The sequence below is a fragment of the Micromonospora sp. NPDC049204 genome, from assembly GCF_040647935.1.
Taxonomy (GTDB): domain Bacteria; phylum Actinomycetota; class Actinomycetes; order Mycobacteriales; family Micromonosporaceae; genus Micromonospora.
In genome coordinates this window covers 98,691-120,761 of sequence record NZ_JBEZDC010000005.1, presented here as the reverse complement: position 1 = coordinate 120,761, position 22,071 = coordinate 98,691, and the positions used below count along the sequence as shown (strand labels likewise).

At 73.1% G+C, this 22,071-nt stretch carries 25 protein-coding genes; 15 read left to right on the top strand and 10 right to left on the bottom strand.

Annotated features, from left to right (window positions below):
• Positions 1-2 precede the first annotated feature (2 nt).
• From AB0A90_RS12005 to AB0A90_RS11990, 4 genes are read left to right on the top strand one after another with little or no spacing between them, the layout of a single operon-like run.
• The gene (locus AB0A90_RS12005; RefSeq protein WP_357245432.1) at positions 3-1,427 is read left to right on the top strand and encodes a PfkB family carbohydrate kinase; all 1,425 of its coding nucleotides are present in this window, start codon (positions 3-5) and stop codon (positions 1,425-1,427) included.
• The gene (locus AB0A90_RS12000; RefSeq protein WP_357245430.1) at positions 1,424-2,125 is read left to right on the top strand and encodes an SDR family oxidoreductase; all 702 of its coding nucleotides are present in this window, start codon (positions 1,424-1,426) and stop codon (positions 2,123-2,125) included. Before AB0A90_RS12005 ends, AB0A90_RS12000 begins: the two co-directional genes overlap by 4 nt.
• The gene (locus AB0A90_RS11995; protein ID WP_357245428.1) at positions 2,122-3,075 is read left to right on the top strand and encodes a glycosyltransferase family 9 protein; all 954 of its coding nucleotides are present in this window, start codon (positions 2,122-2,124) and stop codon (positions 3,073-3,075) included. Before AB0A90_RS12000 ends, AB0A90_RS11995 begins: the two co-directional genes overlap by 4 nt.
• Positions 3,059-4,042, top strand: a complete 984-nt coding sequence (locus AB0A90_RS11990) for a DNA topoisomerase IB (RefSeq protein WP_357245427.1) — start codon at positions 3,059-3,061, stop codon at positions 4,040-4,042. The genes AB0A90_RS11995 and AB0A90_RS11990 overlap by 17 nt, the downstream gene beginning before the upstream one ends.
• 154 nt (positions 4,043-4,196) lie before the next feature.
• On the opposite strand, the gene AB0A90_RS11985 is transcribed toward AB0A90_RS11990, so the two are convergent.
• Together AB0A90_RS11985 and AB0A90_RS11980 are read right to left on the bottom strand one after the other, a co-directional pair.
• Positions 4,197-5,231: a helix-turn-helix domain-containing protein gene (locus AB0A90_RS11985; protein WP_357245425.1), complete on the bottom strand. Its 1,035-nt coding sequence runs from the start codon at positions 5,229-5,231 to the stop codon at positions 4,197-4,199.
• 9 nt (positions 5,232-5,240) lie between these two features.
• Positions 5,241-6,002, bottom strand: coding sequence for a TetR/AcrR family transcriptional regulator (locus AB0A90_RS11980; RefSeq protein WP_357245423.1), 762 nt, complete (start codon positions 6,000-6,002; stop codon positions 5,241-5,243).
• An 83-nt stretch (positions 6,003-6,085) separates the two neighbouring features.
• On the opposite strand from AB0A90_RS11980, the gene AB0A90_RS11975 reads away from it, so the two are divergent.
• On the top strand, positions 6,086-7,675 hold the full coding sequence (locus tag AB0A90_RS11975) for an MFS transporter (protein ID WP_357245421.1): 1,590 nt from the start codon (positions 6,086-6,088) through the stop codon (positions 7,673-7,675).
• Here AB0A90_RS11975 and AB0A90_RS11970 read toward each other — a convergent pair.
• The 4 genes from AB0A90_RS11970 to AB0A90_RS11955 all read right to left on the bottom strand — a co-directional run bounded on the left by AB0A90_RS11970 (position 7,665) and on the right by AB0A90_RS11955 (position 11,135).
• Complete coding sequence (locus tag AB0A90_RS11970) at positions 7,665-8,168, bottom strand: hypothetical protein (RefSeq protein ID WP_357245419.1); 504 nt, start codon at positions 8,166-8,168, stop codon at positions 7,665-7,667. The genes AB0A90_RS11975 and AB0A90_RS11970 overlap by 11 nt on opposite strands.
• Before the next feature lie 87 nt (positions 8,169-8,255).
• A complete protein-coding gene (locus AB0A90_RS11965) occupies positions 8,256-9,887 on the bottom strand; it encodes a RecQ family ATP-dependent DNA helicase (RefSeq protein ID WP_357245417.1) in 1,632 nt (543 codons plus the stop codon).
• Between the two features lie 75 nt (positions 9,888-9,962).
• Entirely contained in the window at positions 9,963-10,913 is a 951-nt protein-coding gene (locus AB0A90_RS11960; RefSeq protein ID WP_357245415.1) for a TIGR03557 family F420-dependent LLM class oxidoreductase, read from the bottom strand.
• A 96-nt stretch (positions 10,914-11,009) separates the two neighbouring features.
• Positions 11,010-11,135: a hypothetical protein gene (locus AB0A90_RS11955; protein WP_255421242.1), complete on the bottom strand. Its 126-nt coding sequence runs from the start codon at positions 11,133-11,135 to the stop codon at positions 11,010-11,012.
• Positions 11,136-11,351: 216 nt separating this feature from the next.
• Here AB0A90_RS11955 and AB0A90_RS11950 point away from each other — a divergent pair, with 216 nt between their 5' ends.
• Positions 11,352-12,842 (top strand): glycoside hydrolase family 3 N-terminal domain-containing protein, encoded by a 1,491-nt coding sequence (locus AB0A90_RS11950; protein ID WP_357245412.1) that lies wholly within the window; start codon positions 11,352-11,354, stop codon positions 12,840-12,842.
• Between the two features lie 14 nt (positions 12,843-12,856).
• Here AB0A90_RS11950 and AB0A90_RS11945 read toward each other — a convergent pair whose 3' ends face one another.
• Together AB0A90_RS11945 and AB0A90_RS11940 are read right to left on the bottom strand one after the other, a co-directional pair.
• Complete coding sequence (locus AB0A90_RS11945; RefSeq protein WP_357245410.1) at positions 12,857-13,144, bottom strand: GNAT family N-acetyltransferase; 288 nt, start codon at positions 13,142-13,144, stop codon at positions 12,857-12,859.
• Entirely contained in the window at positions 13,141-14,367 is a 1,227-nt protein-coding gene (locus AB0A90_RS11940; RefSeq protein ID WP_357245408.1) for a cysteine desulfurase-like protein, read from the bottom strand. The genes AB0A90_RS11945 and AB0A90_RS11940 overlap by 4 nt, the downstream gene beginning before the upstream one ends.
• A 117-nt stretch (positions 14,368-14,484) precedes the next feature.
• Here AB0A90_RS11940 and AB0A90_RS11935 point away from each other — a divergent pair, with 117 nt between their 5' ends.
• The 7 genes from AB0A90_RS11935 (at position 14,485) to AB0A90_RS11905 (ending at position 18,728) form a co-directional block, all read left to right on the top strand.
• Positions 14,485-14,829 carry a hypothetical protein gene (locus AB0A90_RS11935; protein ID WP_357246159.1) on the top strand — a complete coding sequence of 115 codons (345 nt, stop codon included), beginning with the start codon at positions 14,485-14,487 and terminating at the stop codon, positions 14,827-14,829.
• Positions 14,830-14,887: 58 nt separating this feature from the next.
• Positions 14,888-15,709 (top strand): DUF1206 domain-containing protein, encoded by an 822-nt coding sequence (locus tag AB0A90_RS11930; protein ID WP_357245406.1) that lies wholly within the window; start codon positions 14,888-14,890, stop codon positions 15,707-15,709.
• Positions 15,710-15,792: 83 nt separating this feature from the next.
• The gene (locus AB0A90_RS11925; RefSeq protein ID WP_357245404.1) at positions 15,793-16,980 is read left to right on the top strand and encodes a mechanosensitive ion channel domain-containing protein; all 1,188 of its coding nucleotides are present in this window, start codon (positions 15,793-15,795) and stop codon (positions 16,978-16,980) included.
• A gap of 181 nt (positions 16,981-17,161) precedes the next feature.
• Entirely contained in the window at positions 17,162-17,596 is a 435-nt protein-coding gene (locus tag AB0A90_RS11920; protein ID WP_357245402.1) for a phage holin family protein, read from the top strand.
• Entirely contained in the window at positions 17,593-17,967 is a 375-nt protein-coding gene (locus tag AB0A90_RS11915; RefSeq protein WP_357245400.1) for a DUF3618 domain-containing protein, read from the top strand. The genes AB0A90_RS11920 and AB0A90_RS11915 overlap by 4 nt, the downstream gene beginning before the upstream one ends.
• Entirely contained in the window at positions 17,964-18,236 is a 273-nt protein-coding gene (locus AB0A90_RS11910) for a DUF4235 domain-containing protein (RefSeq protein WP_357202603.1), read from the top strand. The genes AB0A90_RS11915 and AB0A90_RS11910 overlap by 4 nt, the downstream gene beginning before the upstream one ends.
• Before the next feature lie 288 nt (positions 18,237-18,524).
• Entirely contained in the window at positions 18,525-18,728 is a 204-nt protein-coding gene (locus AB0A90_RS11905; RefSeq protein ID WP_030338233.1) for a cold-shock protein, read from the top strand.
• Positions 18,729-18,854: 126 nt separating this feature from the next.
• On the opposite strand, the gene AB0A90_RS11900 is transcribed toward AB0A90_RS11905, so the two are convergent.
• Both AB0A90_RS11900 and AB0A90_RS11895 read right to left on the bottom strand, forming a co-directional pair.
• The gene (locus tag AB0A90_RS11900) at positions 18,855-19,049 is read right to left on the bottom strand and encodes a hypothetical protein (RefSeq protein ID WP_357245398.1); all 195 of its coding nucleotides are present in this window, start codon (positions 19,047-19,049) and stop codon (positions 18,855-18,857) included.
• Positions 19,050-19,134: 85 nt separating this feature from the next.
• Positions 19,135-20,118 (bottom strand): aldo/keto reductase, encoded by a 984-nt coding sequence (locus AB0A90_RS11895; protein ID WP_357245396.1) that lies wholly within the window; start codon positions 20,116-20,118, stop codon positions 19,135-19,137.
• A gap of 82 nt (positions 20,119-20,200) precedes the next feature.
• On the opposite strand from AB0A90_RS11895, the gene AB0A90_RS11890 reads away from it, so the two are divergent.
• Positions 20,201-20,995 (top strand): trans-aconitate 2-methyltransferase, encoded by a 795-nt coding sequence (locus AB0A90_RS11890; protein WP_357245394.1) that lies wholly within the window; start codon positions 20,201-20,203, stop codon positions 20,993-20,995.
• The gene (locus AB0A90_RS11885) at positions 20,992-22,011 is read left to right on the top strand and encodes an adenosine deaminase (protein ID WP_357245392.1); all 1,020 of its coding nucleotides are present in this window, start codon (positions 20,992-20,994) and stop codon (positions 22,009-22,011) included. The genes AB0A90_RS11890 and AB0A90_RS11885 overlap by 4 nt, the downstream gene beginning before the upstream one ends.
• Positions 22,012-22,071: the final 60 nt, after the last annotated feature.

The following is a 22,071-nucleotide window of genomic DNA, read 5'->3' as shown; positions in this document are numbered from 1 at the left end:
GCGTGAGGGGACCGGTGGTGGTGCTCGGCGACACCCTGCTCGACCGGGACGTGGAGGGGGTGGTGAACCGGCTCTGCCCGGACTCCCCGGTGCCGGTCCTGGACGAGACCGCCGCCAGCGACCGACCCGGTGGCGCCGGTCTGGCGGCGGTTTTCGCCGCCGCGCAGGGTGCCGAGGTGGTGCTGGTGACCGCGCTCGCCGACGACGCCGGCGGCGCCCGACTGAGCGCGCTGCTCGCCGCCGCCGGCGTGCAGGTGTACCCGCTGGCCCTGTCCGGTGCGACGCCGGAGAAGATCCGGCTGCGGGCTCGGGGTCGGGTGCTGCTGCGCCACGACCGGGGCGGGGCGTCCGGGGAGCCGGGGCAGCCCTCCGACGAGGTGCTTCGGGTGATCGCCGGAGCGTCGGCGGTGCTGGTCAGCGACTACGGCCGGGGGGTGGCCCGGCAGCCGGCGCTGCGTGCCGCGTTGTCCGCCACCCGCGCGCCGGTGGTGTGGGACCCGCATCCGCGCGGTCCGGCGGCTGTCCCCGGCGTCCATCTGGCCACCCCGAACGAGTCGGAGGTGCGCGAGCTGGTCCCCGCGCTGCCCGGCGCCTCCCGGCTGGCCACCGCGTCGCGGGGCGCGCAGGGCCTGCGGCGACGCTGGCGGGCCGGTGCGGTCGCGGTGACGCTGGGTGGGGACGGCGCGCTGCTCTGCCATGCCGGGTCGACACCGTTGGTGGTGCCGACCCCGGGCAGCGCCGAGGGGGACACGTGCGGGGCGGGCGACCGGTTCGCGGCCGCCGCCAGCCTCGCGTTGGCCCAGGGCGCGCTGGTCTCCGAGGCGGTGCAGGCGGCGGTCGCGGAGGCGTCCGCGTACGTGGCCGGTGGGGGAGTGGCGGCGGCCCTGCCACCGCCGGTGCGTCCCACGCCGACGAGCGTCGCCGGTCCGGGCGGCGATCGGGTGGGCGTCGCGGCGGTCGCCACGCTGCTCGGTGAGGTACGCGCCGCGGGCGGCACGGTGGTGGCCACCGGCGGTTGCTTCGACCTGCTGCACGCCGGGCACGTGGCCACCCTGCAGGCGGCCCGGCAACTCGGTGACTGCCTGATCGTGTGCGTGAACTCGGACGACAGCGTGGCCGGGTTGAAGGGACCGGACCGGCCGGTGATGTCCGAGGGTGACCGCAGTCGGCTGCTGGCCGCGCTGAGCTGCGTCGACGCGGTCCTCATCTTCGACGAGCCGACCCCGGACGCGGCGCTGTCCTGGGTCCGACCGGACATCTGGGTCAAGGGTGGCGACTACGCCACCGGCGGCGGCGACGCCGCCGCCACCCTGCCGGAGGCGGAGGTTTTGCGCCGATGGGGTGGGAACACGGTGGTGGTGCCCTACCTCGACGGCCGCTCCACCACCGACCTGATCGTTCGCTCCGGCGGGGAGCGCACCCGATGACCGCCACGCGGCCCGGCGCCGGACCGACAGTCCTGGTCACCGGCGGCGCGAGCGGGCTCGGCGCGGCGGTGGTCGCCGCGGTGGCCGCCTCCGGTGGCCGGCCCATCGTGCTGGACCGGCAACCGCCGGCCGACGGGGTGTCCTGGACGGAGTGCGACCTGGCCGACACCCGGGCTGCCGAGGTGGCCACCCAACACCTCGCCGAGCAGGCCGGCGGCCTGGACGCGGTGGTCACGGCCGCCGGCACGGACGTGCCCGGTCGGCTCGCCGACGTGCCGGGGGAGACCTGGGACCGGATCATCGCCGTGGACCTGCTCGCCACCGCGGCGGTGATCCGGGCCGCCCTGCCGTTCCTGCTGACGTCGCGGGGCCGCATCGTCACGGTCGCCTCCACGCTGGGCGTCAAGGCGGTCAGCGACGCCACCGCGTACTGCGCGGCGAAGTTCGGAGTGGTGGGGTTCACCCGCGCCCTCGCCGCCGAGCTGGCCGGTCAGGTCGGCGTCACGCTGCTCATTCCGGGCGGGATGCGCACGTCGTTCTTCGACGAGCGCGACCCGCAGTACAAGCCGGGGCCGGACGCGATCCTCAACGACCCCGCCGACACGGCCGCGGCGATCATGTTCGCGCTCAACCAGCCGCCCGGCTGCGCCGTTCGGGAGCTCGTGGTCTGCGCCGAGCAGGAGACCTCGTACCCGTGATCCTCGTGCTGCGCGCGCTGGGCGTCGGCGACCTGCTCACCGCGGTGCCCGCGCTGCGGGCGCTGCGGGCCGCGTACCCCGGTCCGGAGTTGGCGCTCGCCGCGCCCGCCTGGCTGTCCCCGCTCGTCGACCTGGTCGGCGGCGTCGACCGGCTGGTGGACACCACCGGGCTGGAGCGGCCCCTGCGGACCGGCGCGGCGGTGTCGGTCGCGGTGAACCTGCACGGCCGGGGTCCGGGGTCGCACCGGTTGCTGGCGGCCACCCGGCCGGACCGGCTGCTGGCCTTCGCCAACGCCGAGGCCGGCTGCGGCGACGGCCCGCCGTGGTCCGCCGACGAGCACGAGGTGGACAGGTGGTGCCGGCTGCTGTCCTGGTACGACATTCCGGCCGACGGCACCGACCTCGGTCTGCGTCGGCCCGGGGCGACCGGGTTGCCCACCGGTGTCACCGTGCTGCATCCCGGCAGCAAGGTCCCCGCCAAACGGTGGCCCGCCGAGCGGTTCGCCGCGCTGGCCCGGGCGCTCACCGACCAGGGGCACCGGGTCCTGCTCACCGGCTCGGCCGACGAGCGGGCGCTGGTCGCACAGGTGGCCGACGCGGCCGGCCTGTCGTCCGACGCCGTGCTGGCCGGGCGGACCGACCTCGGCGCGCTCGCCGCGTTGGTGGCCAACGCCCGGGTGGTGGTCAGCGGGGACACCGGGGTGGCCCACCTGGCCACCGGGTTCGGCACCCCGTCGGTCGTCCTCTTCGGGCCGGTGCCGCCGGCGCACTGGGGGCCGCCGGTGGACCGACCCCGGCACCGGGTGCTCTGGGCCGGCGCGAGAGATTGGCCGAGGTGGGACGGGGTAGGAAGCCACCCGACGATGGCGGCCCTGCGCCTCGACGAGGTGCTGGCCGCCGTGGCTGAGGTGGCGAAGGTGGTGCGGGTCTCCGGTGCGGTTGCGGCGTAGCGACCCGGGGCGACCGGGGTACGGGCGGCGTCGGCGCGGTCGGGGCTGGCTCTTTGTGGACCCGACCGGTGATCCGGTCCGGGATCCGGAGGTGCTGGCCCGGCTGCGGGAGCTGGTCATCCCCCCGGCCTGGCAGAGCGTCTGGATCGCGCCGCACGCGAACGGCCACATCCAGGCGATCGGGATCGACGCGGCCGGGCGCAAGCAGTACGTCTACCACCCGCAGTGGCGGGAGCAGCAGGACGAGGCGAAGTTCGACCGGATGCTGGAGGTGGCCCGGCGCCTGCCGGTGTTGCGGGAGCGGGTGGGCCGTGACCTGGACGGCCGTGGGCTGGGCCGGGACCGGGTGCTGGCCACTGTCGCCCGACTGTTGGACATGGGCATGTTCCGGGTCGGCAGCGACCAGTACGCGGCCGGCGACGACCCGACGTACGGGGTGTCCACGCTGCGCCCCGAGCACGCCCGGACCCGGCGCGGCTGCGTGGTCCTGGTGTTTCCCGCGAAGGGTGGCATCGAGCAGGTACGCCGGATCGAGGACCCGGAGCTGTGTCAGGTGTTGGCCAATCTGCGCCGCCGCCGGCGACGGGCGGATCGGTTGTTCGGCTACTGGGACGGCCGGGAGTGGCGCGACGTGCGCAGCGACGAGGTCAACGGCTACCTGCGGGACGCCAGCGGCGGGGAGATGACCGCCAAGGACTTCCGCACCTGGCACGCCACCGTGCTCGCCGCCACCGAGTTGGCCACCGCCGGCCCGGCCCGCTCGGTGACGGCCCGGCGCAGGGCGGTGGTCGCCGTGATGCGGGAGGTGGCCGAGCTGCTGGGCAACACCCCGACGGTGGCTCGCGCGTCGTACGTGGACCCGCGGGTGGTCGACCTGTACCACGACGGGGTGGTGGCGTCGGTGGACCCGCGGGCACCCCGTGCGGAGGCCGAGCGGGTGGTCCTGGAGTTGCTGGAGAAAGCCTGACCGGCCCCGTCGGCGATTCTGGGGGATGCGCACGACGGGGCCGGAGCCTCGGCATCACCGGGTGCCACCGGGCGGCCGCCCGCCGCTCGCGCGGCGGGCGCCTCGCCACGGCCCCCGTTGGCGGCCCACCTGGCGATGGCCGGCCGCCCTGGTGTCAGTCTGCCGGCAGCGAGTTGACCATGGATGCCTGGCGGTTGAGAATCCGCGCCAAATCCGAGCCACCGTCGCGGTGTTCCTGCGGGGTGGTGCCGTACGCGGCGCGGAACGCCCGGCTGAAGTGGGCCTTGTCGGGAAACCCCCACCGCGCCGCGACGGCCTGCACGGGCAGGCCGCGCAGGGCCGGGTCGGTCAGGTCGCGCCGACAGCGGGCCAGCCGCAGATCCCGGATGTACGACGCCACCGTGGCGTCCTCGGCCTCGAACAACCGGTGCAGGGACCGCACCGAGATGTGGTGGGCGTCGGCGACGACCTGTGGGCCGAGCGTCGCGTCGCCGAGGTGGCGGTGGATGTACGACTGCACCTGGGTGAGCAGCGCCCGGCGGCGGACCTCGGTGGGCACGGCGTCCTCGGCGACGAGGTGCCGGCCGAGCATCGTGGTGGCCAGGTCGAGCCCCACCGCGCCGAGCCGGCTGGCGTCGGCCGCGTGGTACTGCTCGGGGTGCCCGGTCACCTGGAGCAGGAACTGCGCCAGCAGCGCCCCGATGCCCTCACTGCCGGACATCCGGCCGCCGTAGAGGGCGGCCATCCGCTGCGGTGGCAGCGGCAGCGCGGCGTGCGGGATCAGCGTGATGATCGAAGTGGCCTGGTCCTGCTCCGGCTCGGTGGCGTGGTGACAGACGTCGTGCGGCCGCGACCCGTCGTAGAAGGTGAACTCGCCGGCCAGGATCTCGCTGCGGCGCCCGTCCTGGCTGGACGCGCCGACGCCCCCGGTGGTGAGGGCGAGGATGTACAGCTCCGGGTCGGACCGCTGGACCAGCTTCCGGGTCCGGGTGGCGTCCAGGGACGGGTACTCGTACTGCACCAGCTCGATCGGGCCGAGCGCGGTGAAGTCGGCGCGAGCGGCGAAGTCGCCGCTGTGCGCGGACCGGATGCGCAGCGGTGCCGAGGTGCGCGCCACCAGGTCCAGCCACATGCCGAACCGTTCGCCCGGTGGCAGGACGGTGGTGTCGATGGTGTCTCTCGGTAGCATCGGAATCCCTCAGCCCGCTCGACGCTGGATCAGCGCCTCGACGCCGTCGAGGATCCGGTCCAGGCCGAAGGTGAACTCGTCGTCGGGATCGTCGTCCTGGTTGAGCACGCCGGCGGCCAGCACGCGGTGCAGGGCCGGGAAGCGGGCCGGGTCGATGAGCCGGGCCACCAGTCGGCCGTACGCCGGCATCATCTCGCTCGGTTCGACGCCTGTGGCCCGGCTGCCCTCGGCGACCTGCGAGGTGAGGGTGGCCTCGTTGCGGACGTACCCGGTGAGCAACAGGAGCACCGACATCTTCTCGCTCTCGGCGAGCGTGGAGCCGTCCAGGCAGCGCAGCCCGTCCTCCATCCAGCCGAGCTGCTGGGGGGTGATCGGCGGGCCGGTGATGGGCACGTGCAGCAGCCAGGACCGTTGCCGCAGGGCGTCGTGTTCGGCCCAGGCCCAGCGGGTCAGCCCGGCGCGCCAGTCGGTGCCCGGTGGGGGTGGGCCGGGCGACGGGCCGTACCCGACGTCCACCATGAGCATCAGCAGCTCGTCCTTCGAGCCGACGTAGCGGTAGAGGGCCATGGTGGCGGCGCCCAGTTCCTTGGCCACCCGGCTCATCGAGACGGCGGCCAGCCCGTCGGCGTCGGCCACCCGGACGGCGGCGTCCACGATGGCGGGCACGCTCATGCCCGGCCGCGGGCCCTTGGGTGGGCGGTCCCGCAGCCCCCACGCGTTCTCGATGGCCGGTGGGAGCACCGGCTCGTTGTCGTCTGTCGTCGCCGCCACATTTTCCTCCTTGCCCGGCCATCCTAGTTCTGCGTATGGTCTACGCGTAACAGCGTACGTCATACGCAGAGAGGAAATTGATCATGACGACGACGACCACACCGGCACCACGGGCGGGCCGACGCGAGTGGATCGGGCTCACGGTGTTGATGTTGCCGCTGCTGCTGGTCTCGATGGACGTGTCGGTGCTCTACTTCGCCGTCCCGTTCATCAGCGCGGAGTTGCGTCCGACCGCCACCCAGCAGCTCTGGATCTTCGACATCTACGGCTTCGTGCTGGCCGGGCTGCTCATCACCATGGGCACCCTCGGTGACCGGATCGGCCGACGCCGGCTCCTGCTCATCGGGGCCACCGCGTTCGGAGCGGCGTCGCTGCTGGCCGCGTACGCCGACAGCACCGCGACGCTGATCGCCGCGCGCGCCGTGCTCGGCGTCGGTGGGGCCACCCTGATGCCCTCGACGCTCGCCCTGGTGCGCAACATGTTCCCCGACGCCAAGCAGCGCGGCACCGCCATCGGCATCTGGACCGCCACCCTCACCGGCGGCATCGCGATCGGCCCGGTGCTCAGCGGCATCCTGCTGGAGCACTTCTGGTGGGGCTCGATCTTCCTGATCAACATCCCGGCGATGCTGCTGCTGCTCCTGCTCGCCCCGCCGTTGGTGCCCGAGTTCCGCAACCCCGCGACCGGGCGGTTCGACCTGGTCAGCGCGGCCCTGTCGCTCGGTGCCCTGCTGCCGGTGATCTACGGGATCAAGGAGATGGCCCGCGAAGGCGTCAGCCCGGTTCGGGTGCTCGCCATCGTCGGCGGCCTGCTGGTGGGCGCGCTGTTCCTGCACCGGCAGCGGACCCGGGCGTACCCGATGGTCGATCTCGCGTTGTTCCGCCGTCGCGGCTTCGCCGGATCGCTCGCGGTCAACCTGCTGGCGATGTTCGCCATCGTCGGCTTCGCCATCTTCACCACCCAGCACCTCCAACTGGTGCTCGGCCTGAGCCCGCTGCGGGCGGCACTGTGGAGCCTGGTGCCGTCCCTCGCCGTGGGTGGGGTCGCGCCGGCCGCCGCCGCGCTCGCCCAGCGCGTCGAGCGCGCCTACCTGATCGGCGCGGGGTTCGCGATCGCCGTGCTCGGCTTCGTGGTGCTGACCCGGGTCACGCCGGACTCGGCGCTGTGGGTGCTGCTGGTCGGCGCGAGCATCTACGCCGGCGGCCTGGTGATGGTCATGTCACTCGTCACCGAGGTGGTCCTCGGCGCGGCACCGCCCGAGCAGGCGGGTGTCGCGTCGGCGCTCACCGAGTCCAGCAGCGAACTGGGCGGCGCGCTGGGCATGGCGATCCTCGGCAGCGTGGGAGCGGCGGTCTACCACCGCGAGATCGTCGGCGGCCTGCCGGCCGGGCTGCCCGCCGAGGCCGGCGTCGCGGCCGAGGAGACCCTGGCCGGTGCGCTCGCGGTCGCCCAGGGACTGCCGGCGGACCTGGCCGACGCGGTGCGGCACGCCGCCGGAGTCGCGTTCACCGACGGGATGCACCTGGCCGCGATCGCCGCGATGGTGGCGATGCTGCTGGGCGCGGCGGCCGCGCTGACCACGCTGCGTGGCGTCCGACCGGCCGACCCCACGGCACTCGCCGCCGAGCCGGCCGGTCCCGCCGATGTCTCGTTGTCGTCGGTCAGTCGGTGAGCACGTGCGCGAGCCGGTCGCGGAAACGCCGCTCGGAGTCGCTGACCGACTCGCCGCCGATGCCCAGCAGCCCACCGCTGGACGCGGCACCCACCACCTGCTCGGCGATCTTCACGAGCCAGTGCTTGTACGCGCCGGCCTCACCCTCGTCGACGCGGCCGGCCAGCAGAGCGGCGGCCTGGCCGGCCCGCACCAGCACGTCGTCGATGTACGCCCCCGGGTCGGCGGGCGCGATGGCCGGCAACTCCTCACCGGTGTCCGGGTCACCGACCCGGGTGACGATCTCGCCGGCCACGGCGGCGACCAGCGGGCTGGCCGACTCCCGGCCGGCGGCGATGGTCTCCAGCCCGGCCGCGTTCTCCGCCATGGTCCGGCGGGTGCCGTCGGACTCGGCGGCGCTCGCCGCGGTCAGCACCGACTGGGGAAGGCCGACCAGCAGCCCCCACTCCCCGTCGGAGAAACCGAACCCGGTGTACGCCGGCTGCTCGATCACGGCCACGCCCCTTCCGCCCTGCTCTGCTTGATCAATCGGTGCTCTGTCTGGTGGATCCACCGGGCGCGCGGCGGCGCCCGGGTCAGGCTAGTCCAGGGTCAGCAGGCCCTGTTCGGACACCACGCGCACCGACAACGTCTTGTAACCGACCTCGTCGAAGAGAACAGTCATCTTGTCCTCCTCGTAGGAGAGCACCATGCCGCTTCCCCACTCCGGGTGACGCACGTGGCTGTGCACCGGGAACGGCCCGACCGCGCCCTGGTCGGCGACGCTGGTGCCGGCGTGGCAGTTGTCGCAGTGCCCGCAGACCTCGGTCATCTGCTCACCGAAGTAGGCGAGCAGGGTCTGCATCCGACACGCGTTGGTCTCGGCGAAGGCCCGCATCATGTCGGTGCGGGACCGGGTCACCGTCTGCTGGCGCTCCGCCTCGGCCACCGCCGCCGCGGCGGCCTCGGTCGCGGCGGGGGAGTAGCGCGGGGCGCCGATGCGCTGCCGGGCCCGCGGCTCGGCCGCGCCGATCTGCTCCAGCAGGGAGAGGTACTGGCCCAGCTTGCGCGGCCCGAGGCCGGTGGTCTCGCGCAGCTCGGTCTTGGTGGCCGGCTTCTTGCGCAGCAGTGCGGCCAGGTCCCGCAGCTCGTCCGCGTCCGGCAGGCCGCCACTGAAGAAGCGTTGCAGGCCGACGTCCTCGGCCCGCCAGAGCAGCAGCACCCGGGCCGGCTGCCCGTCGCGGCCGGCCCGGCCGATCTCCTGGAAGTAGCTGTCCGGCGAGTCGGGCAGTGCCATGTGCACCACCCAGGCGATGTTCGGCTTGTCGATGCCCATGCCGAACGCCGAGGTCGCCACCATGATGGGGACCTGGTCGGCGAGGAACGCCTCGTGCAGCTCGGCGCGCGCGCCGGCCGGCATCCCACCGTGGTAGAACTGCGCCGGGAAGTCGGCGTCGGTCAACCGGGTGGCCAGTTCCTCGGCGGCGCGGCGGGTCGGCACGTAGATGATTCCCGGCCGCCCCTCGTCGCGCAGCAGCGTCATCAGGCGCCGCCACCGGTAGTCCTCGGCGGGGCAGTGTGCCACCTCGATGAACAGGTTGGGCCGGTCCAGCCCGGAGACCACCACCTCCGGGTCGCGCAGCCGCAGCCGGGCGATGATGTCGTCGCGTACCGGCGGGGACGCGGTGGCGGTCAGCGCGACCACCGGCGGCCGGCCGATGCCGTCGATCAGGTGCCCGAGCGCCAGGTAGTCGGGCCGGAAGTCGTGCCCCCAGGCCGAGATGCAGTGCGCCTCGTCGATCGCCACCAGCGCCGGTTTCAGCGCGGCGACCTCCGCCATCCGGTCCGGGTTGCTCAGCTGCTCCGGCGTGATGAACAGGAACTCCGCCCGGCCCTCGCGGACCTCGGTGATCGCCTGGGCCTGTTGGCTGGGCGACTCGTTCGAGCTGATCCGCACCGCCCGCAGCTCCGGACGTTGCCGCTCGTTGAGCGAGGCGATCTGGTCCTGCTGGAGGGCCAGCAGCGGGGAGATCACCACGGTCGGGCCGGGGATCAGGCTGGCCGGGATCTGGTAGATGGCCGACTTGCCGGCGCCGGTGGGCAACACCACCAGGGCGTCGCGTCGCTTCATGACCGCGCGCATGGCGGCCAGTTGGTTGGGCCGCAGCGCCTTCCAGCCGAAAAGGCTGCGGGCCGCGCGGCGCAACGTCATCGAGTGCGTGGACAGTTTCATCGAGGGCCGGAGGTACCCGAGCCCATGACCGCCGAAACGCATCCCGGACGATCATGGGCTCGTCTGATCCCGGGCTCAGCGCAGCCGGGGCAGCACCTCGCGCTGGTAGAGGTCGAAAAGGCCCTGGTAGTGCGGGCCGGTGTTGGCGACGTAGATCTCGTCGAAGCCGGCCTTGGCGTACTTGTCGATCATTTCCAGGTGCGCGTCGACGCTGTTGCCGCAGACGAACGCCTCCTTGACCATCTCCGGCTTGACCAGTTCGGCGGCCTGCTCGAAGTGCCGCGGTGAGGGCAGCACCTGGGACAACTCGCCCGGCACCCCGGCGTTGGGCCAGCGCTCGTACGCGATGCGGACGCCCTCGTCCTCGCTGTCGGCGTACGCCGCCTTGAACCCGGCCTGGCACGGCTTGTCGCCGCCGCCGTTCTCGCGGAAGCGCCGGACCATGTCGCCGTCGGGCATGGTGCTCACGTAGCCGTCGCCGATCCGGGCGGCCAGGTCGATGGCCTTCGGTCCGAAGCCGGAGACGTAGATCGACGGTGGGGTGTCGGGCAGCGTGTAGATCCGGGCGTTCTCCACGGTGTAGTGCGTGCCGCGATGGTTGACGAAGCCGCCGTCCCACAGCTTGCGCAGCACCTCGACGGCCTCCTCCAGCATCTCCAGCCGGACGTCGGCCTGCGGCCAGGCGTCGCCGAAGATGTGCTCGTTGAGGGCCTCGCCGGTGCCGACGCCGAGCACGAAACGCCCGCCGTGCAGCACCGCGCTGGTCGCCGCCGCCTGGGCGATCACGGCCGGGTGGATCCGTACCGTCGGGCAGGTCACGGCGGTGGTCACCGGCAGGGAACAGACCTGGCTGAGCGCGCCGATCATCGACCAGACGAACGGGCTCTGGCCCTGCGCGTCCACCCAGGGGTGGTAGTGGTCGGAGATCCACAGCGCCTCGAAGCCGGCGCGTTCGGCACCGCGCGCCTGCTCCAGCAGCTCGGCCGGCGTGAACTCCTCACTGGACAGAAAATATCCGATCTTCATGGCTCTCCCCTTCGGCGCGTACCTGCTGATGGGGAAGCCGTACCCCGGTCGTGGTCGGCCACACCCGACGCGCCGGCCGGGCGCGGTGCGGGGCGCTCAGCGCCGGCCGAACATCGCCCGGATCGCGGCGAGCAGCAGCAGGGCGCCGACCACCAGGCCGAGCAGGCGTACGCCGGGGATGTCGGCCGGGCTCGTCGCGTCGGCCAGCAGGGCGGGGTCCATCCCCGCACTCTCCCCGGGAGCGGGCCGCCGGGCAACTGTAAGGTTTATTGACTATTGAATCGCTCAGTGTGACCATGGCAGGACCGCCTGCCGGTGGCGGTGCGCCGAGGGCGCGCGAGAGATGGGGTACGGGGGCCGCATGAGCGAGCGCAACCAGTGGGCCGACGGGGGCGTACCGACGCCCGTGATCGACGCCGAGCGCCAGGAGGGGGTGGCGTGACCACTCCCACCGGGCACCTCCCGGCCCTCGCCGCCGCCGTCCTCCAGCCCGGGTTCGTGGGCACCACCCCGCCACCCTGGGTGTGCCGCTGGCTCGGCGAGGGCCTCGGCTCGGTGGTGCTCTTCGCCCGCAACGTCGTCGACCCCGAGCAGGTGGCGACGCTCACCGCGACGCTCCGCGCCGAGCGTCCGGACGTCATCGTGGCGATCGACGAGGAGGCCGGCGACGTCACCCGACTGGAGTCGGTCCAGGGCAGCTCCCGGCCCGGCAACTTCGCCCTCGGAGTGGTCGACGACCCCGAGCTGACCGAGGCGGTCGCCCGGGACCTCGGCGTCGAGCTGGCCGCGGCGGGGGTCACCCTCAACTACGCCCCGGACGCCGACGTCAACTCCAACCCGGCGAACCCGGTGATCGGCGTCCGCTCGTTCGGCGCCGACCCGGCGTTGGTCGCGCGGCACACCGCCGCCTGGGTTCGCGGGCTCCAGGCCGGCGGGGTGGCGGCCTGCGCGAAGCACTTCCCCGGGCACGGCGACACCCGCGTCGACTCCCACCACGACCTGCCCCGGATCACCGCCGACCGGGAGCGGCTGGACACCTGCGAGTTGGTCCCGTTCCGGGCCGCCGTCGCGGCCGGGGTGCAGGCGGTGATGACCGGCCATCTGCTGGTGCCCGCGCTCGACCCGCGGCTGCCGGCCACCCTGAGTCAGCGCATCCTGGGCGGGCTGCTCCGCGACGAGATGGGCTTCTCCGGGGTGGTGGTGACCGACGCGGTGGAGATGCGCGCGGTCGCCGACCGGTATGGCTTCGCCGGGGCGACGGTCCGCGCCCTCGCCGCCGGGGCCGACGCGATCTGCGTCGGCGGCGAACGGTCCGACGAGCAGGCGGCCCGCGAACTGCGCGACGCCATCGTGGCCGCGGTCGTCTCCGGTGAGCTGCCCGAGGAACGCCTGGCCGAGGCGGCCAAGCGCGTCGGCCAACTCGCCGCCTGGACGATGGCCGCCCGCACCACCGGCCTGGCCGGAGCACGCGACGCCGCCGACGTCGGGCTCGTCGCCGCCCGTCGGGCCGTCCGGATCACCGCCACCGGGACCACGCCGGACGCGCTGCCGTTGACCCGCGCGGCGCACGTCGTCGAGTTCGAGCCGATGCGCAACATCGCCATCGGCGCGGAGACCCCGTGGGGCATCGGCGCACCGCTGGGCGAGCTGCTGCCCGGCACGAGCACGGTCCGCTACGCCGAACCCGACGTGCCGGCCGACCCGGCTGCCGGGGCGGGCACCCGCCCGCTGGTCCTGGTGGTCCGCGATCTGCACCGGCACGAGTGGATGCGATCCGCCGTGCAACGCGCCCTCGCCGCCCGGCCGGACGCGGTCGTGGTCGAGCTGGGCGTGCCCGAGGTGGTCACCGGGGCGGTGCACCTGGCCACCCACGGTGCCACCCGGGCCAGTGGCCGGGCCGCCGCCGAGGTGTTGACCGGAGCCCGCTGAGCCGGCCGGCCCGCCTACGGCAGGTCGGCGACCAGGTCGGCGTACTCGGGGTGCTTGTCGATGAACGCGGCCATGAACGGGCACTGCGGCACCACCGTGCCGCCTCGGGCGCGGACCTGGTCCAGGGTGCCCCGGATCAACGCGCCGCCCACGCCCCTGCCCTGGAAGCCCCGGTCCACCTCGGTGTGCGTGAAGACCAGGACCTCCCCGCGCATCAGGTACGCGGTGAAGCCGGCCAGCGCGTCGTCGACCAGGATCTCGAAGCGGTGCTTCGCCGGGTTGTCCTCGACCAGGGTGCTCATCCGGCCATTCTCCCCGCGCCGGCGGCCACCGCGTCCAGTTCGCCGAGCAACAGGTCCACCTCGTCGGCGGTGTTGTAGTGGTAGATGCTGGCCCGCACCGCGCCGCCGCTGTCGCGCAGGCCCATCAGTTGGAAGTACTCGTAGGCGTAGTAGTCGCCGACGGAGAGGCAGAACCCGGCGGCGCCCAGCGCCTCCTGGGTGGCCGCCGGTGACACCCCGGCGACGCGGAACGACACCGTCGGGCAGCGCCGGGCCGGCGAGCCGTAGACGGTGATCGCCGGGCGTTGCGCCAGTCCGGCGAGCAGCCGGTCCAGCAGCGCCTCCTCGTGCGCCTGGGCGGCGGCCAGCCCGGCGCGCAGCCGCGCCCGCCGGTCGCCGACCGCGTCCGGGTCCAGCCCCGCCAGGTGGTCCACCGCGGCGGTCACGCCGGCCAGCAGCGGGAAGCTGGGGGTGCCGTACTCGAACCGGTCCGGCACCGCGTCGGAGGACGGCACCAGCTTCGCCGGGCGCAGCGCCGCCCACCGGGCCGGGTCGGCCACCATCGCCGCCAGGTGCGGACCGGACCACTTGTACGCGCTGGTGACCAGCACGTCGGCGCCGAGCGACGCCAGGTCGGTCGGCCCGTGCGGAACCGAGTGCACCCCGTCGACGCAGACCAGCGCGCCGACCGCGTGCGCGATCTTGGCGATCGCCGGCACGTCCGGCACGGTGCCGATGGCGTTGCTGCCGGCGGTCACCGCGACCAGCCGGGTCCGCTCGCCGACCAGGTCGGTGTACTGGGCGGCGGGCAGCTCGCCGGTGTGCCGGTCGACCTCGGCCCAGCGCACGGTCGCGCCGGCCGCCTCGGCGGCCTGCACCCACGGCCGGACGTTCGCGTCGTGGTCGAGCCGGGAGACCACCACCTCGTCACCGGGGCGCCAGGTCGCGCCGAGCGTGCGGGCCAGCGTGTACGTCAGCGCGGTGGCACTCGGGCCGAGCACCACCCCGGCCGGGTCGGCGCCGAGCAGGTCGGCCACCGCCGAGCGGGCCTCGGCCACCAACTCCAACGACCGGCGACCCGCTACGTTGGCGGCAGTGCGGTTGCCGACCGCCGTCCGCATGGCGTCGGTGACCGCGTCGATCACACCGATCGCGGTCTGGGTGCCCCCGGCACCGTCGAAGTGGACGAAGCCCTCGGTCAGGGCGGGGTACGCGGCCCGGGTACGGGCGATGTCGAACGGCATGTCCCGGACCCTAGCCGGTGCTCCCGCTGCCCCCCTCGGCCGGCGGGTGGATCACCAGGGGGCGGGGCGTCGCGGATGTCTCGTACTCTTGGCGAGGTGACGAACCGACCCGCCACCATGCCCATTCCCCCCGTCCGTCGCGTCGCCGGTCTCTTCGCCGGTCTGGCGCTCGGCCTCGCCGTGCTCGCCGGGTGCAGCTCCCAGGGCGCCTCCACCGACTGCGGACTGGACGCCTGCACGGTCACCTTCGAGCGGGGCGTCGACGCGAGCGCCACCATCTTCGGCATCGAGGCCAAGCTGGTCGGCGCCGAGGGTGACCAGGTGACCGTCGAGGTCGCCGGTGAGCAGCTCACCCTCACCACCGGCCAGCAGGCCGCCGAGGCCGGTGGCTTCGCGGTCACCCTGGACAGCGTGACCGACCAGCAGGTCAAGATTCGCGTGTCGCGCAACCCGGGTAGCTGACCTGGCGGGTGGCGGTGGCCGACGTTTGGGAATCTTCGAAATCGGAGATTGTGACGCCATGTCACTCACCCGTAGCGCCGAAGCCACCGCCTCCCGTACGGCGGACAGCCGGTGGCTGGAAGTCCTCGCCCGGGCCGGCTTCGTCGGCTACGGCATCGTCCACCTCCTCTTCGCCTGGCTGGCGTTGCAGATCGCGTTCGGCACGTCGTCCGACGACGGCGACCAGTCCGGCGCGCTGCGCACCCTCTCCGAACAGCCCCTGGGCAAGTTCCTGGTGATCGCCGTCGCGGTCGGCCTGCTCGCCATGGCGATCTGGCAGGCGCTGGAGGCGGCGGTCGGGCACCGCGCCGAGCGTGGCAAGGAGCGGGTCACCGAGCGACTCGCCTCGGCCGGCCGGACGATCGTCTACCTCTACTTCGCCTGGACCGCCTTCAAGGTCTTCAAGGATGTCGGGTCGAACAGCGCCGACCAGCAGGAGGCGTTGACCGGCAAGTTGATGACCTCCAGCGGCGGCCGTTGGCTGGTCGGCCTGGCCGGGCTGGTGCTCGCCGCGATCGGTGTCGGACTGGTGATCTACGGGGCGGTCAAGCGGTTCGAGAAGCACCTGAAGACCGGCGAGATGAGCGCCAAGACCCGCACGCTGGCCCGTCGGCTGGGCATGGCCGGCTACATCGCCAAGGGCGTCGCGTACGGCATCGCCGGTCTGCTGATCATCGTGGCGGCGGTGAACTACGACCCGGAGAAGGCCCGTGGTCTGGACGCCGCCCTGCACCTGCTGCGCGAGCAGTCGTACGGCGTGTTCCTGCTGACCCTCGTCGCCCTGGGCATCGCCGCCTTCGGCGTCTTCTGCTTCCTCCAGTCCCGGTACCGCAAGGTCTGAGCTGGTCGATATCCGGGTTGTCGGGCACTCTTGGGCTTTTGCCCGGAGTGCCCGACGCCTGGTCGAAGGGAAGCATCCAAGCCGTGCAGAACTATCTCGAAACGGCCGTCGCCGCGCTCGTCGCGGCGGCGGTTGCCCTGTTCCTGGTGGAGATCGTCCACCGACTCACCCGGCGGTTCGGCCGCCGGTCACTGCTGTTGACCGAGTTGACCGATCACTCGCACCGCCCGTTCCAGGTCGCCGGCGTGGTCGTCGCCGTGCAGTTCGCCGTCCGCTTCAGCACCGGGTACGCGGTCGGCGAGAGCTGGCGGCGGCTGCTGCTGCACCTGCTCATCCTCGGCGTCATCGCCACCACGGCGTGGCTCGTCGCCTCCCTGCTGGTCGTCGTGGAGGACACCGCGCTGGCCCGGTTCCGGGTCGACGTACCGGACAATCGGCACGCCCGGCGGGTCCGGACCCAGGTGGTGATGCTGCGCCGGCTGACCATCGCGGTGATCGTCATCCTGACCGTCGGCGTGATGCTGATGACCTTCCCCGCCGTGCGGGGCATCGGCGCCGGTGTGCTGACCTCCGCCGGGGTGGTGGGTGTGGTGGCCGCGCTCGCCGCGCAGAGCCTGCTCGGCAACGTCTTCGCCGGCCTCCAACTCGCCTTCAGCGACGCCGTCCGGCTCGACGACGTGGTCGTCGTCGAGGGGGAGTGGGGTCGGATCGAGGAGTTGACCCTCAGCTACGTCGTGGTGCAGATCTGGGACGACCGCCGGTTGATCCTGCCCACCTCGTACTTCACCAGCAAGCCCTTCCAGAACTGGACCCGTACCGAGGCGGCGGTGCTCGGCACCGCCGAGTTCGACGTCGACTGGGCGGTGCCGGTGCAGACCATGCGCGAGGAACTGCGCCGGCTGGTCGAGGGCACCGACCTGTGGGACGGGCGGGTCTGCGTCCTGCAGGTCACCGACGCCACCGGCGGGATGGTCCGGATGCGGGCTCTGGTCAGCGCCGCCGACGCGGGCAGTCTGTGGGACCTGCGCTGCCTCGTCCGGGAGCACCTGGTCGGCTGGATCCGGGACAACCGCCCGACGGCCATGCCCCGGGTACGCACCGAGCTGGGCGACGCCACCAGCAACCTGCCCTGGCAGTGGGTGCAGCCGAGGCGACCGGCACGCCGCCCGGCCGACACCGAGGCGCCTGACGACGCCCGCGTCTTCGGCGGCAGCGACGACGGCGACGCCCGCAGCGAGGCCTTCGTGGGTCCCGAGGAAGCCCGCACCTGACCGCGAGGTTTGGTCGGGCTTGGGCGGGGGATGTGCTGCCGGACGTCTCTGGCGTGATCGGTTGAGCCGACTCTTCGGCGCGGCGTCCGGACAACGGGAACGGTGGGCCGCTCGTCGCGTTTTAGGATTGACGGGCGGCAACTCCGGGCATACAGCGCGGTGATAGGGAAAGGAGGACAGCATGGCTGACGTGGCGAACGCCCGCACATCCCACAACGGGAGCGAGCCCTCCACCGCCGAGTTGGTGCAGCGGGCCACCGAGCAGATCTCCCGTCTGGTACGGGACGAACTGACGCTGGCCCGGGCGGAGTTGACCCAGAAGGGCAAACACGCGGGCATCGGGATCGGCCTGTTCGGCGGCGGTGGCGCGCTGGCGTTCTTCGGCCTGGGCGCGCTTGTCGCCACGGCGATCCTGCTGCTCGACCTGGTGCTGCCCGCCTGGGCCGCCGCGCTGATCGTGGCGGTGGCCTGCTTCCTGGTGGCCGGCATTCTCGCCCTGGTGGGCAAGAAGCAGGTCAGTCGGGCCGTTCCGCCGATGCCGGCGGCCACGGTCCGCAGCCTCCGGGCCGACGTGGACACCGTCACCGCCGCGGTGAAGGACAGGGGGCGGCAATGACGGGCAACGGGACCGGGGACACGGAGGCCCTCCGCGAGGAGATCCGTCGTACCCGGGTCGAGTTGGGCGAGACGATGGAGGCGTTGGCCGCCAAGGCCGACGTCAAGGCCCGCCTGAAGGAGTCCGCCGAGCAGGCGAAGGAGCGGATGCGCGAGCAGGCGGCGCAGACCGTCGCCCGGGTTCGCGGGCAGGCCGTGCGGGGCGCCGGGATGGCGCGGGCACAGGCCTACGAGAAGGGCGGGTTGGTGCGCGCGCAGGCGTACGACAAGGGCGAGTTGGTACGCCGCAACCCGATGCCGTGGGCGGTCGTCGCCGCGGGTGCGGTGGCCACCGTGGTGGTGTTGATGATCGTGCGGGGGAGGCGTCGGTGAGCAAGAAAATCGGCAGGGTCGCGTACCGGCCGGTCGGCGTGCTGTTGGGTATCGCCGCGGGCACGGTGGCCGGGGCGATCTTCCGGCAGGTCTGGAAGGTCACCGCGGGCGACGGTGAGGCGCCCAACGCCACCGACGAGGATCGCGGCTGGGGCGAGATCCTCGCCGCCGCGGCGTTGCAGGGGGCCATCTTCGCGGTCGTCCGGGCCGCTGTGGACCGGGGCGGTGCGGTCGGCGTCCGCCGGATGACCGGCAGCTGGCCGGACTGACCACCCGGTGACGTCAGCCCTCTTCCCGCATCGATGGGAAGGGGGCTTTCGCATGGCTTCGGACGCCGCCCAGCGCAACTGAGGCATCCGTCAGGTCACATGTCGGAGAAATTCGTCGGAGAGGTCGTGACAGACTTTTTGCCTCCGTGATTTGCTGGTCCACGCTGTTGCGAGATGGCGTGGGTTGAGAGAAGTCTCCTTCGTGGGGCCGCCTCAGACGCCGCTGCTCGAAAACGGCCAAATGGCCGGACGGCGTGCACGGCCACCAGTTTTTAGAAGGAGATACACATGGCTCAGGGAACCGTGAAGTGGTTCAACGCTGACAAGGGCTTCGGCTTCATCACCGTCGATGGTGGGGGTGCTGACGTGTTCGTCCACTTCTCGGCCATCCAGACCAGCGGCTACCGCTCGCTGGAGGAGAACCAGCGGGTGGAGTTCGAGATTGCACAGGGTCAGAAGGGCCCGCAGGCCGAGCAGGTCCGTCCCATCTGAGTGAGCTGGTCGGCTCCGGCCGGCCAGGGGGACGATCCGGTCCGGGTCGTTTGCGAAGCCCCGTATCCCGTCCGGGATACGGGGCTTCGTCCTTGCTGCGGTCGGACGCCAGTGTGGACCAGTGGGTCAGTTCCGGCGGCGTGAGCGCAGGCCGAGCCAGAGCACCACCAGCCCGGCCAACGCCACCAGCGGACCGATCACCGCCCAGATCTTCTCGTCGGTCATGACGCTGCCGCTGACGTAGCCGAGGCCCTGCACCGTCCACACCGCACCGATCACCACGGCCAACAGGCCGAGGGTGAGCGGAAGCCAACCCCTCATCGCATCCCCTCTCCGCCGCCCGGAGCGGCGCGTCGTCCTCCAGCATCGCCGCTCGGACGGCGCGGCGCGAGCCCGGGCGTGCCAGTCACCAGCGGTCGTGCACCTGCGGGCGGATCAGCTCGTCGTAGATCTCGCGGACGGCGGCCAGTTGGCCGTCGGTGAGCGGCGACAGGGCCGCCGTCTGGGCGTTGCGCCGGGCCTGCTCCGCGTCGCGGGCGCCGGGGATGACGACGGTGACGCCCGGCTGGTCCAGCACCCAGCGCAGGGCGAACTGCGCCATCGTGCGGTCCGCGTCGACGAGCGGCGCCAGCCGGCGTACGGCGGCCAGGCCCCGCTCGTAGTCGACCCCGGAGAACGTCTCCCCGACGTCGAAGGCCGCGCCGTGCCGGTTGTAGTTGCGGTGGTCGTCGGCGGGGAACTCGGTGTGCTCGTCGTAGCGGCCGGAGAGCAGGCCGCTGGCCAGCGGCACCCGGGCGATGATGCCCACGCCGGCCGCGGCGGCCGCCGGGAGGACACGCTCCAGGGGCTTGTGGCGGACCGCGTTGAGGATGATCTGCACGCTCGCCACCCCTGGCCGGGCGATCGCGGTGAGGGCCTGGTCGCAGGTCTCGACGCTGACGCCGTACCCGGCGATGGCCTTCTCGGCGACGAGGGTGTCCAGGCCGTCGAAGACCTCGTCGGAGGAGAAGACGGCGGTGGGTGGGCAGTGCAGCTGGACCAGGTCCAGGGTGTCCACGCCCAGGTTGGCTCGGGACCGGTCGGTCCACTGCCGGAAGTTGTCCAGGGTGTACGCCTCCGGCCGCTGCTCGACGCGACGGCCCATCTTGGTGGCGACGGTCAGCCCGGCGTCGGGTCGGGTGCGCAGGAAGCGGCCGATCAGCTGCTCGCTGCGGCCGTCGCCGTACACGTCGGCGGTGTCGAGGAAGGTGACCCCGTCGTCCACGGCGGCGGCGAGCACCGCCATCGCGTCGGCCTCGCTGACGGTGCCCCAGTCTGCGCCGAGTTGCCAGGCGCCCAGGCCGACCGCTCCGACGGTCCGGCCGAGCCGGTTGAAGCTGCGCTGTTCCATACCCCGAGCCTAGTGATCGGGTTGCCGGCCTGCCACGGGAGCCGTACGCTAACAAGACGGACGTACGGTTTGGGAGGCAGTGATGTGGGACCCGACGACCTACCTGCGCTACGGCGACGAGCGATCCCGGCCGTTCCACGACCTGGTCGCGCGGATCCCGGCCGACCGGCCCCGGACGATCGTCGACCTCGGCTGCGGCCCCGGCCAGCTCACCGCCACCCTCGCCGAACGCTGGCCGGCGAGCCGGGTACGCGGCCTGGACTCCTCGCCCGAGATGATCGACCGAGCCGCCGCCCTCGGCGCCCCCGTCGACTTCGCCGTCGCCGACCTGCGCGACTGGCGGCCCACCGGTGACGAGGACGTGGTGGTCAGCAACGCGGCGCTCCAGTGGGTGCCCGGCCACCAGGAGCTGCTGCGTCGCTGGGCCGCCGAGCTGCCCGCCGGCGCGTGGCTCGCCATGCAGATCCCCGGCAACTTCGCCGCCGCCTCCCACCGGGCGTTGCGCCAGGTCGCCGACGGGCCGGCCTGGCGGGCCGAGATCGCCCCGCTGCTGCGCGCCGACCCGGTCGACGACCCGGCCGACTACGCGGCACTGCTGACCGCCGCCGGGTGCGCGGTGGACGCCTGGGAGACTACCTACGTGCACCTGCTGCCCGCCCGGCCCGCCGCCGACCACCCGGTGCTGGCCTGGATGGAAGGCACCGCGCTGCGTCCGGTCCGGGCCGCGCTGGACGCCGCCGGCTGGTCGGCCTTCCGGGCCGAGCTGGGGGTACGCCTCGCCGCCGCCTACCCGGTCCGGCAGGGTCAGGTGTACTTCCCGTTCCGCCGCGTCTTCGTCGTCGCCCGCACCGGCGACCGTGCAGAGGAGAGTCCGTGACCGACCCGTCCGCCTTCATCGCCGGCCTGCCCAAGGTGGAGCTGCACGTGCACCACGTCGGCTCCGCCTCGCCCCGGATCGTCGCCGAGCTGGCCGCCCGCCACGAGGGACGCACCCCCGTGCCGGCCGACCCGGAGGCGCTCGCCGACTACTTCGAGTTCCGCGACTTCGCGCACTTCATCGAGGTCTACCTGAGCGTCGTGGACCTCATCCGGGACCCGGAGGACGTCTGGATCCTCACCCACGAGGTGGCCCGGGAGCTGGCCCGCCAACAGGTCCGCTACGCGGAGCTGACGATCACCCCGTACTCGCACGTGCGGCGGGGCATCCCCGCGCCGGCGTTCTGCGAGGCGATCGAGGACGCCCGCAAGCGCGCGACGGCCGACTTCGGCATCGAGCTGCGCTGGTGCTTCGACATCCCGGGCGAGGCGGGCCTGCCCGCGGCCGAGGAGACGCTGCGCATCGCCCTTCAGGAGCGCCCAGACGGGCTGGTCAGCTTCGGTCTGGGTGGCCCGGAGATCGGGGTACCCCGGCCGCAGTTCCGGCCCTACTTCGACCAGGCCCGCGCCGCCGGGCTGCGTTCGGTGCCGCACGCGGGGGAGACCACCGGCCCGCAGACCGTCTGGGACGCGCTGCACGAGCTGGGCGCCGAGCGGATCGGGCACGGCATCTCCGCCGCGCAGGACCCGGAGCTGCTCGCCTACCTGGCCGAGCGGCAGATCGGCATGGAGATCTGTCCGACGTCGAACGTCCGGACCCGCGCGGTGGCCACCCTCGACGAGCACCCCCTGCCAAAGCTGGTCGAGGCGGGGCTGCTGGTCACCATCAACTCCGACGACCCGCCGATGTTCGGCACCACCCTGAACGACGAGTACGCGGTGGCGGCCCGCCTGCTCGGGGTCGGCCCCGAGGGGCTGGCCGGACTGGCCCGCAACGCGGTGACCGCGTCCTTCCTCGACCCCGACGGCAAGCAGCGGATCACGGCCGAGATCGACGCGTACCTCGCCGCCGGCTGAGCGAGGGGGCGGGTCGGGAGGAGCGGGGCGCGCGGCGGGAGCGTGGGTGTGGGGGGACCT

Bases quoted from the DNA above. Each gene is read 5' to 3' on its own strand.
- AB0A90_RS12000 (WP_357245430.1), top strand. From the start codon at position 1,424: ATGACCGCCACGCGGCCCGGCGCCGGACCGACAGTCCTGGTCACCGGC.
- AB0A90_RS11985 (WP_357245425.1), bottom strand. From the start codon at position 5,231: ATGCTACCGAGAGACACCATCGACACCACCGTCCTGCCACCGGGCGAA.
- AB0A90_RS11975 (WP_357245421.1), top strand. From the start codon at position 6,086: ATGACGACGACGACCACACCGGCACCACGGGCGGGCCGACGCGAGTGG.
- AB0A90_RS11965 (WP_357245417.1), bottom strand. From the start codon at position 9,887: ATGAAACTGTCCACGCACTCGATGACGTTGCGCCGCGCGGCCCGCAGC.
- AB0A90_RS11960 (WP_357245415.1), bottom strand. From the start codon at position 10,913: ATGAAGATCGGATATTTTCTGTCCAGTGAGGAGTTCACGCCGGCCGAG.
- AB0A90_RS11955 (WP_255421242.1), bottom strand. From the start codon at position 11,135: ATGGACCCCGCCCTGCTGGCCGACGCGACGAGCCCGGCCGACATCCCC.
- AB0A90_RS11945 (WP_357245410.1), bottom strand. From the start codon at position 13,144: ATGAGCACCCTGGTCGAGGACAACCCGGCGAAGCACCGCTTCGAGATC.
- AB0A90_RS11940 (WP_357245408.1), bottom strand. From the start codon at position 14,367: ATGCCGTTCGACATCGCCCGTACCCGGGCCGCGTACCCCGCCCTGACC.
- AB0A90_RS11935 (WP_357246159.1), top strand. From the start codon at position 14,485: ATGCCCATTCCCCCCGTCCGTCGCGTCGCCGGTCTCTTCGCCGGTCTG.
- AB0A90_RS11930 (WP_357245406.1), top strand. From the start codon at position 14,888: ATGTCACTCACCCGTAGCGCCGAAGCCACCGCCTCCCGTACGGCGGAC.
- AB0A90_RS11920 (WP_357245402.1), top strand. From the start codon at position 17,162: ATGGCTGACGTGGCGAACGCCCGCACATCCCACAACGGGAGCGAGCCC.
- AB0A90_RS11915 (WP_357245400.1), top strand. From the start codon at position 17,593: ATGACGGGCAACGGGACCGGGGACACGGAGGCCCTCCGCGAGGAGATC.
- AB0A90_RS11905 (WP_030338233.1), top strand. From the start codon at position 18,525: ATGGCTCAGGGAACCGTGAAGTGGTTCAACGCTGACAAGGGCTTCGGC.
- AB0A90_RS11900 (WP_357245398.1), bottom strand. From the start codon at position 19,049: ATGAGGGGTTGGCTTCCGCTCACCCTCGGCCTGTTGGCCGTGGTGATC.
- AB0A90_RS11895 (WP_357245396.1), bottom strand. From the start codon at position 20,118: ATGGAACAGCGCAGCTTCAACCGGCTCGGCCGGACCGTCGGAGCGGTC.
- AB0A90_RS11890 (WP_357245394.1), top strand. From the start codon at position 20,201: ATGTGGGACCCGACGACCTACCTGCGCTACGGCGACGAGCGATCCCGG.